General features: G+C 36.4%; 12 protein-coding genes. 1 reads left to right on the top strand and 11 read right to left on the bottom strand.

The features are described from left to right. Positions 1 to 3: 3 nt before the first annotated feature. From rlmN to CIB95_RS02935, 11 genes are all read right to left on the bottom strand, one after another. Positions 4 to 1,092 (bottom strand): 23S rRNA (adenine(2503)-C(2))-methyltransferase RlmN, encoded by a 1,089-nt coding sequence (gene rlmN / locus CIB95_RS02985; RefSeq protein WP_094921596.1) that lies wholly within the window; start codon positions 1,090 to 1,092, stop codon positions 4 to 6. Between the two features lie 21 nt (positions 1,093 to 1,113). Further along, positions 1,114 to 2,460 (bottom strand): 16S rRNA (cytosine(967)-C(5))-methyltransferase RsmB, encoded by a 1,347-nt coding sequence (rsmB, locus tag CIB95_RS02980; protein ID WP_094921593.1) that lies wholly within the window; start codon positions 2,458 to 2,460, stop codon positions 1,114 to 1,116. Position 2,461: 1 nt separating this feature from the next. After that, a complete protein-coding gene (gene fmt, locus CIB95_RS02975; RefSeq protein WP_094921590.1) occupies positions 2,462 to 3,406 on the bottom strand; it encodes a methionyl-tRNA formyltransferase in 945 nt (314 codons plus the stop codon). A 1-nt stretch (position 3,407) separates the two neighbouring features. Continuing rightward, a complete protein-coding gene (gene def, locus CIB95_RS02970) occupies positions 3,408 to 3,884 on the bottom strand; it encodes a peptide deformylase (RefSeq protein ID WP_094921587.1) in 477 nt (158 codons plus the stop codon). Between the two features lie 25 nt (positions 3,885 to 3,909). Further along, positions 3,910 to 6,318 carry a primosomal protein N' gene (gene priA, locus CIB95_RS02965; protein WP_094921584.1) on the bottom strand — a complete coding sequence of 803 codons (2,409 nt, stop codon included), beginning with the start codon at positions 6,316 to 6,318 and terminating at the stop codon, positions 3,910 to 3,912. Continuing rightward, positions 6,315 to 7,523 (bottom strand): bifunctional phosphopantothenoylcysteine decarboxylase/phosphopantothenate--cysteine ligase CoaBC, encoded by a 1,209-nt coding sequence (coaBC, locus tag CIB95_RS02960; RefSeq protein WP_094922154.1) that lies wholly within the window; start codon positions 7,521 to 7,523, stop codon positions 6,315 to 6,317. Before coaBC ends, priA begins: the two co-directional genes overlap by 4 nt. Before the next feature lie 326 nt (positions 7,524 to 7,849). Next, complete coding sequence (gene rpoZ, locus CIB95_RS02955) at positions 7,850 to 8,047, bottom strand: DNA-directed RNA polymerase subunit omega (protein ID WP_094921581.1); 198 nt, start codon at positions 8,045 to 8,047, stop codon at positions 7,850 to 7,852. Between the two features lies 1 nt (position 8,048). Beyond that, positions 8,049 to 8,663 carry a guanylate kinase gene (gene gmk, locus CIB95_RS02950; protein WP_094921579.1) on the bottom strand — a complete coding sequence of 205 codons (615 nt, stop codon included), beginning with the start codon at positions 8,661 to 8,663 and terminating at the stop codon, positions 8,049 to 8,051. A gap of 12 nt (positions 8,664 to 8,675) precedes the next feature. Next, entirely contained in the window at positions 8,676 to 8,933 is a 258-nt protein-coding gene (gene remA / locus CIB95_RS02945; RefSeq protein WP_094921576.1) for an extracellular matrix/biofilm regulator RemA, read from the bottom strand. 51 nt (positions 8,934 to 8,984) lie between these two features. Then, positions 8,985 to 9,866: a YicC/YloC family endoribonuclease gene (locus CIB95_RS02940; RefSeq protein ID WP_094921574.1), complete on the bottom strand. Its 882-nt coding sequence runs from the start codon at positions 9,864 to 9,866 to the stop codon at positions 8,985 to 8,987. Positions 9,867 to 10,019: 153 nt separating this feature from the next. Next, positions 10,020 to 12,701 carry a calcium-translocating P-type ATPase, SERCA-type gene (locus CIB95_RS02935; RefSeq protein ID WP_094921571.1) on the bottom strand — a complete coding sequence of 894 codons (2,682 nt, stop codon included), beginning with the start codon at positions 12,699 to 12,701 and terminating at the stop codon, positions 10,020 to 10,022. Positions 12,702 to 12,799: 98 nt separating this feature from the next. On the opposite strand from CIB95_RS02935, the gene CIB95_RS02930 reads away from it, so the two are divergent. Next, positions 12,800 to 14,518, top strand: a complete 1,719-nt coding sequence (locus CIB95_RS02930) for an Rqc2 family fibronectin-binding protein (RefSeq protein ID WP_094921568.1) — start codon at positions 12,800 to 12,802, stop codon at positions 14,516 to 14,518. The last annotated feature ends 544 nt before the right edge of the window (positions 14,519 to 15,062 follow it).

Below are 15,062 nucleotides of genomic sequence, written 5' to 3'. Positions count from 1 at the left end.
CGGTCACCTCGTCTCCTCTTTTCGCTCCTTTGCACGTAGCTGGCCACAAGCTGCATCAATATCATGCCCTTGCTCACGGCGTATCGTTACATTTATACCTCTAGCTTTAAGTTCTTTTTCAAATGCAAAGATTTGTTCACGCGGTGTTCGAACATAATCTCTCTCAGGTACATAGTTAACTGGAATTAAGTTAACATGACACTTTATATCTTTTATTAGTTCTGCTAACTCTACCGCATGCTCAATTTGATCATTTACCCCACCAAATAAGCCATATTCAAATGTGACGCGACGTCCAGTTTTCTTAATATAGTAACGAATTGAATCCATAAGTTTCGGTAATGGGAATGCTCTGTTTACTGGCATTAGGCGACTTCTAATTTCTGTATTAGGTGCGTGAAGGGATACTGCAAAATTGATTTGCATACCTTCGTCAGCAAACTCATAAATTTTTGGTACTATTCCACTTGTAGAAACTGTAATATGTCTAGCGCCTATATTTAAGCCTTTATCATGATTAACGATACGCAGGAAGTTCATTAGTTCATCATAGTTGTCGAACGGTTCACCAATTCCCATTACTACAATTGAACTTACTCGCTCATCTGTTTCATCTAAAGCACGTTGAACATGTACTACTTGCTCAACTATTTCTCCAGCTTCCAAATTACGTTTTAAACCACCAAGTGTTGAAGCACAGAATGTACATCCAAGACGACAACCACATTGTGACGTTACACAAATGCTATTTCCATAATCGTGTCGCATTAAAACCGTTTCAATTGAGTTGCCATCATATAGTTCAAATAAGAACTTAATTGTGCCATCTTGTGACGTCTGTTTTACTACTTCTTTCAACGTGGTAAAAAGAAATTCGTTCGCTAATTTTTCACGTAATTCTTTTGACAAGTTTGTCATATCTTCAAAAGTAGTTACTCGCTTTGTATATAACCATTCAAAAATTTGCCCTGAACGGAATTTAGGCTCGCCTTGCTCTTTAAGCCACTTTTCTAATTCTAATAAAGTAAAAGAGTAAATGGACGGTTTATCCAACACCTTTTTCGTTTTCGGTTCTTTTTTTAATTGTTCCATAATTCCACCTTCCTACAATTGTTACTTCTTCTTTAAACAAGCGATGAAAAAACCATCCGTTTGAAAATAATGTGGAAGTAACTGTATCATGCCTTTATTGTTTTTAACGATATCCGAAAGCTTTTCAGGCATCCGTTCCATTAATGTATCGTCTAGCGTAAACTCATTACTATTGTTTAAAAATGCTTCAACAATATTTTCATTTTCTTCCTTATCAAGTGTACACGTACTATAGACAAGTGTCCCACCTTTTTTTAGAAGTGGTGCTACTGCATCAATAATCTTCCTCTGTATACTTGCTAAGTTATTAATATCTTGTTCTTTCTTCGCCCATTTTATATCAGGCTTTCTTCTAATTACACCAAAACCTGAGCAAGGAGCATCAATTAAGATGCGATCAAATGTCTCTTTTTCATAAATTTCATGCAACTTCCGACTATCAATTGCTTTTGTTTCAATATTCTCTAACTTTAATCGCTCTGCTGCTTTGCCGATTAATTTCACTTTATGATCGTGTAAATCTATGCTTACAACGTTTCCTGAACCTTCCATCATTTCAGCAATATGTGTCGATTTACCACCAGGAGCAGCACAACTATCTAACACTATTTCACTTGGCCTTGGCCCTAACGCCCGTGAAACTAGCATCGAGCTCTCATCCTGGATTGTAATGAAGCCATCTTGAAAGCTTTTCGTGTTCGGTACATTACCTGTGATTACTTTAATCGCATCCTCAGATAAGTCTCCTCTTTCCACTTCAAGACCTTCTTCTGAGAGAATCGTTAACATTTCATCAACATTTGCCTTCATTTGATTTACTCGAACTGTTACTTGCGGTGGCTTTAGATTAACTTGGCACATTTCACGAGTAACTTCTTCACCAAATTGGTTTAACCAACGCTTAATTAGCCATGTCGGATGACTAAGTTCAATAGCTAGTCGTTCTTCTTGATTTGTAACTTCATCAAGGTTTCGAAGGTCATTTCGTTGTAAATTCCTTAAGACACCATTTACCATGCCAGAAATTCCTTTATGACTTTGCTTTTTAGCAATTTCAACAGCTTCATTGATAACAGCATGTGAAGGAACTCTGTCCAAGAATACCATTTGATAACATGATAGTCGAAGTAAAACAATGACCCAAGTTTCAATTTTTTTCTGCTTTTTTATGAACGGCTCTAAATAAAAATCAAGCGTGTTTTTTCTTTGGATCGTTCCATAAACGATTTCCGTAAGTAAACCGATATCTTTTCTATTTAGGTTAGCCTCATTTACTTTTTGATTTAGTAATAAGTTACTATACGCTTGGTTTTTTTCGATTTGCAATAATATATCAAGGGCAAGTTCTCGAACGTTTTTTGTTTTCATCCTATTCTCCTAACTTTTCCCCAAGTTCCATTGCTGCTCCAGCTCCGCGAAGGAATTGCTCCCCACTCATTCTTTTTTTACCTGCAGGTTGCAAGTCTGTTATAAGAATAGCAGTGTCATCTCCTGTTGCTACAACAAATCCTTCTTCTTTTATTTCAATAATCGTTCCTGGTTCGGCTTGTTTTTTACTGTTAATTTTTTGTGCCCACCATAATTTCATTGTCTTTTCCTTATATGTTGTATAAGCAACTGGCCATGGATGTAAACCACGAATGTGATTATATATATCTTGCCCGGATTTATTCCAATCAACTTTTTCTTGTTCGCGAGTAATATTCCAAGCATATGTTACTTTCTCATTGTCCTGCTTTTTAGGTGTTACATTTCCTTCAATTAATAAAGGAATCGTTTCTGAGAGCAGTTTTGCTCCAGCTACACTTAATTTATCATGTAACGTTCCAACATGATCATCATCTTGAATAGGAACAGTTACTTGCGTTAATATATCCCCTGCATCTAATTTCTCAACCATATACATGATTGTTATTCCTGTTTCTTTTTTTCCATCTAAAATTGAATAATGAATTGGTGCACCACCACGATATTCCGGTAATAAAGAAGCGTGGACATTAATACAACCTAATTTGGGTACTTCTAATAGTTCATTAGGTAAAATTTGCCCGTATGCTGCCGTTACAATTAAGTCTGGTTTCAAATCTAGAATTTGTTGCAGTTCTTCTGATTTACGAAGCTTCTCAGGCTGGTATGTTGAAATGTCATGTTTCAACGCTTCCACTTTCACAGGTGGCGGTGTAATTTCACGTTTTCGCCCCACAGGTCTGTCAGGTTGTGTAACGACACCGATTACGTTGTAACCATCGTCTATTAATTGTCTTAGTACTGGCACCGAAAAATCTGGTGTTCCCATGAAAACGATATTAATCATTTCATTCTTCCTCCATTAACTCTTCTTCTTTAAAATATCGTGTTATTTTTTCTGTGAATAACACGCCATGTAAGTGATCTATCTCATGCAAAATTGCCCGAGCTAGAAAGTCCTCTGCTGTAAGTGTGAAAAAACGTCCTTTTTTATCTTGTGCTTCAATTTTAATTTTGAATGCACGTGATACTTCTCCATAAACCCCTGGAAAACTTAAGCATCCTTCAGGACCTGTTTGTTCTCCGCTTTGTTCGATAACTTTAGGGTTAATAAGTTCGAGTTGCCCTGAATCACCAGTGTCAACAACAGCTACTTGTACGGGTATGCCTATTTGAGGTGCTGCAAGTCCTACACCATCAGCCTCGTACATTGTATCAAACATGTCCGCTATAAGTTTTTTTAGTTTTTTATCAAATACTTTAACTTCATCACATTCCCTTTCTAAAACAGGATCTGGATGAAACACAATTTTTTTTACTGCCATAAAAACGTCCTTTCAGCCTATCTTTTTACATAAGCATATATGGATTTAAATCTATACTTATTTGCAGGCGGTCATTATGTATATCTTTATTATAATGTTTTACTATTTCTCGCAAGCTGCTTACTAAGTTTGACTCAACTTTGTATTTTATCATGCATTGATAGCGATATCTATCTTTAATCCTCGCAATTGGTGAGACGACTGGTCCGAGCAAGATACTTTTGTCTGATAGGTTATTGTTTAAATAGGAAACAATTTTCTCACACACGTTTGCCGCTTTTACAACATTTGGATGTGAAACTGTAATCAGTGTTACAAAATAATAAGGAGGGTAGCCTAATCGATAGCGCATTTGCATCTCAGCATCATAAAATCCTAGGTAATCGTGTTTACTAGCATATTGAATACTATAATGCTCTGGTGTATACGATTGAATGACGACTTCTCCTAACAATTTGTGACGCCCTGCCCGACCACTAACTTGGGTTAACAATTGAAAAGTCTTTTCCGCCGCACGAAAATCTGGTAAATGAAGCATCGTATCGGCTGCTAAAATACCGACTAGCGTTACGTTTGGAAAATCGAGACCTTTTGCTATCATTTGTGTACCAAGTAAGATATCGGCATTTTGGTCACCAAACGCCTGCAATATTTTCTCATGCGCTCCTTTACGTTTGGTCGTATCTACATCCATTCGTAAAACGCGAGCCCCTGGTAAAACTTTCGCTAATTCTTCTTCCACTTTTTGCGTACCTGTTCCAAAGAAACGAATGTGTTCACTTTCACAACTAGGGCATAAGTCTGACACACGTTCTTCAAAATTACAATAATGACATTTCATTGCATGTGATTTCCGGTGATAAGTTAGCGATAAATCACAATGTGGGCATTCTACCACAAAGCCGCACTCACGGCACATGACAAAAGTAGAAAAACCTCGTCTATTTAAAAAGAGAACAGATTGCTGCTTTTTAGCAATTCTATCTTTTAATTTTTCTAGTAATGCTTCCGAAAACATCGAGCGGTTTCCTTGGCGAAGTTCTTCTCTCATATCTACTATGTCCACTTCTGGCATAGCAGTTTCGTTCACACGCTCAGCAATTGAGAGTAAATGATATACCCCTTTTTTTGCTCGAGCAAAAGATTCGAGAGAAGGTGTTGCACTTCCTAATACAACTGGACATTGATGGATATCACCTCTAAAGATAGCAACATCTCGTGCATGATAGCGTGGATTATCTTCCTGCTTATAGCTACTTTCATGTTCTTCATCAATAATAATAATCCCGATATTCGTAAACGGTGCAAAAACTGCTGATCTAGCACCGACTACAACTTTCACTTCCCCTCGGTGTATTTTTCGCCATTCATCATACTTTTCTCCCTGTGATAAACCACTATGAAAAACAGCTACTTTAGAGCCGAATCGACCTTTAAATCGTAAAACCATTTGTGGCGTTAATGATATTTCAGGAACTAAGACGATGGCTTCTTTTCCATCTCTTAAGACTTTGTCAATTGCTTGAAGATACACTTCTGTTTTTCCACTCCCTGTAACACCGTGAAGTAAAAACGTTTCATGCTTTTTATCTTCGATTGAAGTCAAAATTGGCTCCAACACTTTTGCTTGTTCAGTAGTTAAAGGTAGTGGATTAGATTTAGTAAATTCTCGTTCTTGAAATGGATCACGGTACACTTCCACTTCTTTTTCTATTAATAGCTGTTTGTTAACAAGCGCTTTAATGGTCGACCTAGTTGTTCCAAGACGGTCACATAGCTGTATTACAGTTGTTTCTTCTCCGCCTTCAATAAAATATTGTAAGATTTCTTGCTGTTTTTTCGCTCGATCAAGCTTTTTTACTTCTTCCCTTAATTTTTCTAAGGAAATAGCAGGCGTTATAAAAATGACTGTTTTTTCTTGTTTTCGGTCTTTCACATTGTAGCGAACTGTAACGATATCTTTTTTTAACAACTGTTTGATTAACGCTATGTCTTCCTTATCGTTCATCAGTTCATCCCAAGGTAAAGACTTTCCTGATGAAAATTTATTTGCAATCTGCTCTGGAAGATCATTTTCCCTTCCAGCATTAACTACAATGTCTTTTTGAACTTTCACTTTCAAAGCAGCGGGAAGCATTACTTGAAAAGCTGAAATTGCAAAGCAAAGTGTTTTATCCGTTAACCAAAAACCAACGTTTATTAGCTCTTCGTTTAGGACTGGCGTTATATCGAGGACATCGATGATTTTTTTTAACGATTTCAGTTCAGACTGTTCTTCTACACTAACGATAAATCCTTGTATTTTTCTAGGGCCAAAAGGGACGATTACTCGCATACCAGGTTCAATAATAGAAATAAACTTTTCAGGAATCTCATAATCAAAAGGACGGTCCGTTTGGTTTGTTGGTACATCTACAATTACTTTTGCAATCATTTTTGTTCATTCCTAACATGCAATGAATGTGCATGGTGTAAAATTGTTTTAGCTACTTCATTCTTAGACATCATAGGGAGATCTTCTTTCGATCCGTCTTTTTTATAAATCGAAACGATGTTCGTATCTACTCCAAATCCAGCGCCTTCAGATGTAATGTTATTAGCTACAATCATGTCTAAATTCTTCTTTTCAATTTTTTTCAAAGCGTACTGTTCCACATTTTCACTTTCCGCCGCGAATCCAACAACTGTTTGCTTATCTTTCTTATTTCCGAGCGTCGCTAAAATATCAGTTGTACGTTCCATTTCTATTGCCCATTCACCATTCTGTTTCTTGATTTTTTGCTCTGATGTAGTCTTCGGGCGATAGTCTGCCACTGCAGCTGCACTAATATATATCGAACATTCGTTAAAGACACTATTTGCTGCCTCATACATTTCTTGTGCTGACTTTACATGAATGACTTCTACTCCTGATGGATTTTGTATGTTTGTCGGTCCACTAATTAATGTAACTTTTGCACCAAGCTTGCGAGCCTCTTCAGCAACTGCATAGCCCATTTTTCCTGATGAGCGGTTTGTAAAATAGCGAACTGGATCAATCTTTTCCTCTGTTGGTCCCGCCGTTACAACAATATGTAAGTCTTTTAATACCTTGGTTTGGTTATATTCATTCTCTAGTATTGAAATAATATCTTCCGGTTCAGCTAATCGTCCTTTCCCCTCATACCCACATGCTAATTGTCCGATACCAGGTTCGATAAACCGATAACCGAAAGCTTTTAATGTATCCATATTCTTTTGCACAGCAGGATGAGCATACATATGTACATTCATCGCTGGAGCAATCCAAACATCCGAAGTAGTTGCAAGAATCGTCGTTGAAACCATATCATCAGCAATTCCGTTCGCAAGTTTACCGATACTGTTGGCTGTTGCTGGCGCGACTAACACGACGTCAGCCCAATCAGCTAGGTCGATGTGAGCAATTTTCTCACTATCTTTTTCATCAAATGTATCAGTATAAACAGGGTTTCTCGATAACGCTTGAAACGTAAGTGGAGTAACGAATTGTTTAGCTGAATCGGTCATGATTACCTTGACACTCGCTCCAAGTTGAGTAAGTTTACTTGTTAATGCTGCTGCTTTAAACACAGCAATTCCACCGGTTACACATAATAAAATTTTTTTATTTAACATAATGAAATCCCCTCCAAAAAAGAAAAGCTGAAGCAATCGCTTAACGGCGTAAAACTGGAGCACTCTGATTAAGATAAAGGATACACGAATAGTGAAGCTATTCGATGTAGACTTATCGAAATGAAGAGTGTGAAGTTTTCTAGACGTTGATTGCTGAAGCTGGATCATATAAAGAAAAGCTGAAGCAATCCCTAATTTCACTAAGAACGCTCACGTCCTGTGAGCAACGTGAAATTCTTCGCCTTCCTAGCTCTTGACGTATACCCTTGTCGCACTAGCATTTCATTAAAAAAATAACAACCTAATTGATAGGTTGTTATCATTGTGCTTTACTTCTGAACCAATGTAAGTTTCTCTTCATAAATTTCTTCAAGTGCTTTCCCGACTGATTTATGTGAAACTGGCTTCTCAACCATTACACCTTCAGGACGTTGAAGAATTTCACGAGCTCTTTTTGATGAAATCGTAACTAATTTGTACTTTGAATCTACTTTTTCTAATAAATTATCAATTGATGGATATAACATATTATTCGGCCTCCAATAATTGCTTGTATTTGTCTTCTAAACGATCACGACGGCAGTGCTCTGCAATGCTGATCGCTTTAATTCTTTCACACGCTAACTCTACTTTATCATTTTCTACGACATAATCATATAAACTCATCATTTCTATTTCTTCACGTGCAATCGATAAGCGATTGTTAATAATGTCTTCTGGTTCTGTCCCTCGTCCGACAATACGATTTCGAAGTTCAGATAAACTAGGTGGCATTAAGAAAATAAAAATTGCTTCAGGATAATTTTTCTTTACTTGCAATGCACCTTGAACTTCAATTTCTAAAATAACATCGTCACCTTTATCTAACGTCTCTGTTACATAATCAATTGGCGTTCCGTAATAATTGCCAACAAACTCTGCCCATTCAAGCAATTTGTTGTTTTCAATCATCTCTTGAAATTTTTCTTTTTCTGTAAAGTGATAATGAACTCCATCAATCTCACCTTCACGTGGCTGTCTTGTTGTCATTGAAATGGAATATTTCAAATTCGTTTCTTGCTGTCTTATTTCTTTCATTATTGTGCCTTTTCCAACACCCGAAGGACCTGAAAGGACAAATAGTAATCCTCTATCTTTCTTCATATAAACCTCCAACTAATTTTCGTCGCCAATATCGTTTGTTAACCTTTGTCCGACCGTTTCTGGCTGCACTGCTGATAGTATAACATGGTCACTATCAGAAATAATTACTGCTCGTGTTCTTCTTCCATATGTTGCATCTATTAACATACTACGATCACGTGCTTCTTGGATGACACGTTTAATCGGTGCAGATTCTGGACTAACAATTGCAATAATTCGGTTGGCAGAAACAACATTTCCAAAACCGATATTAATAAGCTTTATGCTCATATATATGTACCTCCTATATTTTAGCCTTAATACAGTAGTTTTATAAAGGGGTTATTCAATATTTTGTACTTGTTCTTTAATTTTTTCTAATTCACTTTTTAATAACACGACGTTTTGGCTAATTCGATAATCATTTGCTTTCGAGCCAATCGTATTTGCTTCACGATTCATTTCTTGCACCAGAAAATCAAGTTTACGTCCTACTACTCCGCTTCCAGAGATAATTTTTATAAATTGTTCACAGTGACTTTTAAGTCTTGTTAACTCTTCGGAGACATCTGCTTTTTCAGCAAATATGGCAACCTCAGTTAGTAGACGGTGTTCGTCCACTTGCATATCGCTGCCAATGAATTCTATGATTTTTTGTTTCACACGCTCACGATAGTGGTCTATAACTACGGGTGCAAATTGTTGAATCGTTGAAATAGTTTCTTCAATAATAAGAATTCGGCTTGATAAATCTTTCTCTAAAGATTTTCCTTCTTCCATTCTCATTTCTAAACAACTTAATGTTGCATTTGTGATGGCATCAAGAATTGCTTCTTGATAAAGCGTGATATCTTCTTCTTTTTCAGAGATAGAAAATAAATCTGGAATATGTAAAAGTTGGTCAATTGTTAGCTCACCTGAAAGATCGTTCTCTTTAGCTGCATTTTTTATAAGTTGCAAGTATTGTTCTAAAAGAGATGTATTTAAGTTTACTTGCTTTTCGCATCCAACTTGGCTATCAATGGTAATGTATACTTCAATTCGACCTCTATGTAACTTTTCTTGCACCGTTTTTTTTATCAATTCTTCAAGAAATAAAAACTCTTTAGGCATTTTAACGGAAACATCACAAAAGCGATGATTTACTGTTTTTACCTCAGTGGTAAATGTTGTGTTATTAACTTTTTTAATCGCACGACCATACCCAGTCATACTGTTGATCATTACACACACTTCCAATAATTTAATTTTCCTATAATTTTACCATCTTCAGAACAAATGTAAAAGAAGAATGCTTTTGTTAAGAACTTCTAAATTACTATTTCTTTTCTAAAAAAGGTTGCTCCTCAAGATAACGGAACAACCTTTAAAAGATTATTATTTTTTTCGAGTGAATAAATGAAATCCAGCAAGGGCAAATGTAGGGATAGCACTCATTCCTAAAATTAGTAACCAATCACGAGCTTGTAAAAATGTTGTATGGAAAATTGGTTGCAATGGTTCATAATAAATTACTCCTAATAAAAGTAATACTGAAGAAATAACCGCCAGAACTAATGCAAAATTACTAAATGGATTTCTGTGCAAAACAGATCTTTCACTACGACAATCAAAAACATGAATAAGTTGCGCCATAACTAGCGTTGAAAAAGCAATTGTTTGTGCGTAAACTAGATTTTCAGGTTGCTCATGCAATGCAATCATAAATGCGATTAACGTTACAATACCTATTAAAAATCCTCTACTAACAATCTTCCAACCTAGCCTTCTGGCAAATATGCCTTCATTAGGACTTCTTGGCTTCCGTTTCATCACATTTTCCTCAGCTGGATCTAGACCTAAGGCCATCGCTGGTAACCCGTCTGTTACTAAGTTTACCCATAATATTTGGATAGGAACCAATGGAAGCGGAAGAGCTAGTAACATAGCAAACAACATGACTAAAATTTCACCAACATTGGAAGCTAAAAGATAGCGGATAAACTTCCTTATATTTTCATAGATATTTCTTCCTTCTTCGATTGCTGCACGGATTGTTGCAAAGTTGTCATCAACTAAAACGAGCGAAGAAGCTTCTTTTGCTACATCTGTACCACTAATACCCATAGCAACTCCAATATTGGCTGCTTTAATTGCTGGTGCATCATTTACACCATCACCAGTCATTGCTACGATATGTCCTCTTTGTTGTAATGCTTGAACTATTTTTAACTTATGCTCCGGTGAAACTCTAGCAAACACATAAATATCTTCTACTTCATCTTCTAACTCAGAAACTGACATTTGCGATAATTGATATCCATCCATGACTTTCCCATCTTCAGGTAATAAATTTAACTGTTTAGCGATTGCTTTAGCAGTAATTACATGGTCACCAGTTATCATAACTGTTTTAATTCCAGCTTGACGGCAATCTTCAATCGCTTTTTTCACTTCCGGCCTTGGAGGATCAATCATTCCTTGTAATCCCATTAGAGTTAACTCACATTCAACATCTTCTTGCTTAAATGAAAAGCCTTTAGGTAATGGTTTATATGCGATTGCAATCGTCCTTAAGGCCTGACTTGCTAACTCTGAAATTGTATTTAATACCTTTTTCTCATCCATTTGTGACATCGTTTTTGCAGAGCCGGTAGAAACTATTTTATGACAACGTTCTACTAATACATCTGGTGCACCTTTACAGATTGCAAAGTATTCACCATGCCGGTCTTTTACAATTACCGTCATCATCTTTCTAGTTGAGTCAAAAGGAAACTCCTTAACTATTGAATAATCTTCTAATAATTTATTTCTCTTTAAACCTGCTTTTTCTGCAGATACGACTAATGCTCCCTCTGTTGGATCGCCGTCTAATACATATTGTTCGTCGTGCTTTTTATCAAAGCGAATCTCCGCATTGTTACACAACATCCCAAAAGCCAGCAAGTCTACTAGCGTCTTATTCGTCTTTAGGTCAACTTGGTTATCTCGATAATAAAATTTACCTGTAGGTTCATACCCAGTACCAGTTACTTCGTACAATTTCCCTTCCGTCCATACGCGAGTTACCGTCATTTTATTTTGTGTCATTGTACCTGTTTTATCGGAACAGACCACCGATGCACAACCTAACGTTTCTACTGCAGGAAGCTTACGGACAATCGCATTTCTCCTGATCATCTTTTGAACACCTAGCGATAAAGCTACAGTCACAATCGCAGGTAGCCCCTCTGGAATTGCTGCAACTGCTAATGATACTCCTGCAAGGAACATCTTATACATATCATGACCTTGATAAACCCCTAAAATAACGACTAATACGGTTAACATTAAGGCAGTAATAATTAAAATTTTTCCTAGTTGCTCAAGTTTCCTTTGTAATGGGGTGCTTAATGTTTGCGCTGATTGAAGAAGGTGAGCAATTTTACCCATCTCCGTATCCATTCCTGTCGCAGTGACAATCCCCATTCCACTCCCTTGTGTAACCATCGTACCCATGAAGGCCATATTTGTTCGGTCGCCAACTTCTAACTTACCAGTCAATACGTTTTCCTGCTTTAATACAGGCAATGATTCTCCAGTTAAAGCAGACTCTTCAATATGAAGACCACTTGCTTTAATTATCCTTAAATCTGCACCAATTCGGTCACCACTTTTAATTTTAACGATGTCACCAGGGACAACATCTTTTGCAAGTAAATTAACCCAACTACCTTCTCTCATTACTTGCATTAATGGAGCTGATAATTCTTTCAGTGCCTGAAGTGATTTTTCTGCTTTACGCTCTTGATAAAAACCAAGTATTCCATTGATTATTACGATAGCGATAATTGCTATCGCATCCATATACTCACCTAACAAACCTGATATTAATGTTGCTGCCAATAAAACAACGACCATAAAATCTTTAAATTGCTCTAATAATATTAAAAGAGCAGATTTCTTTTCCCCTTCGTCTAATTGGTTAGGACCATATTGTTGCAGACGTTTTTTCGCTTGTTTTTCCGATAAACCGCTTGCTAAATCAGTGTTTGTGTTCTTTTCCACTTCTTTAATCGATAGCTGATACCATTTCATTACGACACCTCTCTACTTCTTGTCCCTTTATACAAGCCATCTATATTCAAGTAATTGAAAAAAAATGCTATACTTATTGCAAATGAGAGGTGAAGAAAATGTCATTTGACGGCATTTTAACGCATGCAATTAAAGACGAATTAAGTAATACCATTGAATCAGGAAAAATATCAAAAATTTATCAACTAAATCAATATGAACTTCTATTTACAATTCGAGGAAACAGCAAAAATAGCCATTTATTACTTTCTGCTCATCCTTCATATTCTCGCGTTCAATTAACGAAAGGTGAATATGATAAGCCATTTGAACCTCCGATGTTTTGTATGCTATTACGCAAACATCTAGAAGGAGGAATTGTTGAAAAAGTTGAGCAAGTTGAATTTGAACGAATTTTAGTTTTTCACATACGCTCAAGAAATGAACTTGGTGATGTTACATATAAGAAACTAATCGTTGAAATCATGAACAAACATAGTAATATTATCGTTGTTGACCGCGATACTAACAAAATAATAGATAGTATTAAGCATTTGTCACCTGCATTGAATCGACATCGAACAGTCATGCCAGGTTCAGAATATATCGAACCGCCAAAACAAAATAAACTTGATCCATTTGTAGCTACTGAAGAAGATGTTCTAAAAAAAGTAGATTTTAATAGCGGTAAGCTCGCAATGCAACTCGTGGAAAACTTTGCAGGTTTATCACCTTTAGTCGCAAATGAAATTGTCCATCGTGCAGGACTGGCCAATGCAACTTCATTGCCGAAAGCATTTGTTGAATTGATGAATGAAATAAAAGAAGCACAATATGAACCACAAATTTTACTTAATGATAATGGAAAAGAACTTTTCTACGTTTTGTCTTTATCTCATATTAAAGGCGAAAAGAAAACCTTCACTTCAGTCAGTGAGATGCTTGATCGCTTTTACGGTGGTAAAGCTGAACGAGACCGCGTGAAACAGCAAGCTTCTGACCTAGAGCGTTTTATAAAAAATGAATGGAATAAAAATAAACGTAAAATTAAAAAACTGCAACAAACACTAAAAGATGCAGAAAAAGCCGAGCAATATAAGTTACATGGCGAATTATTAACAGCTCATATGTATATGGTAAAACGAGGAGATTCAAAAATTACCGTATCAAATTTTTATGATGAGGCCGGAGAAGCTGTGACCATCACATTAGATCCTCAAAAAACTGCTTCTCAAAATGCACAAAACTATTTCAAAAAATATCAAAAAGCGAAAACATCACTTTTAGAAGTGGAAAAACAGCTTATTCTCACAAATGAGGAAATCTCATATTTCGATGGATTATTGCAACAAATTGAAAGTGCATCATTAAAAGATATTTTAGAAATTAGGGAAGAGCTAATTGAAGGTGGCTACTTAAAGAAAAGTAAACAAGCTTCCAAAAAGAAAACAAAGCAATCAAAACCACAATTAGAAAAATACCTATCTACTGATGGCTTTGAAATTCTCGTTGGAAAAAACAATATACAAAATGACTACTTAACGAACCGAGTGGCTAATCAAGATGATCTATGGTTCCACACGAAAGATATACCAGGTTCACACGTAGTAATTAAAGGCAATGATATTACTGAACAAACAATTTTAGAAGCAGCAAATATTGCAGCCTTTTTTAGTAAGGCAAGGCAATCTAGCTCTGTTCCAGTAGATTTCACGAAAATCCGCCACGTTAAGAAGCCAAGTGGCGCTAAGCCTGGATATGTCATTTATGACAATCAACAAACTGTCTATGTAACACCAAGTGAAGACCTCGTTTTAAGGTTGAAAAAGAAAAGCTGAGACGACTGTTCAGCGACGTATGAACTGGAATACTTCGAATGAGATAAAGAAAACACGGAGAGCTAAGCGAACCGATGTTGACTTATCGCAAGTGAGAAGTATGAAGTTAACTAGTCGCTAGGCGTCGAAGCTAGATCAAATAAATAAAAGCTGAAGCAATCGGTTAACGGCGTAAAAACTGGAGCACTCTGATTAAGATAAAGGAAACACGAATAGAGAAGCTATTCGATGTAGACTTATCGAAATGAAGAGTGTGAAGTTTTCTAGACGTTGATTGCTGAAGCTGGATCAGCTAAAAAAAGCTGAAGCGACCGTTTAGCGCCATAAATTCTGGAGCACTTTGTTTGAGATAAAGGATACATAAAGTGTTAAAGAGAATGGGACAAAACTAAAAAAGTACTTGTAAAAGACTAACATTACTTTTGGAGAAAATTATAGAAGTGGCTAAGTTAAAATTTAGAGACTCTTACGGGAAGGCCGTGTCCGAAGCCCACGCAAGAAAGGTGACCACTGAAAAAATTCCGTTAAAGCATAATATAAAATA

This window comes from Lottiidibacillus patelloidae (assembly GCF_002262935.1).
Lineage (GTDB): Bacteria > Bacillota > Bacilli > Bacillales > SA5d-4 > Lottiidibacillus > Lottiidibacillus patelloidae.
This window is presented reverse-complemented; position numbering and strand designations above follow the sequence as displayed.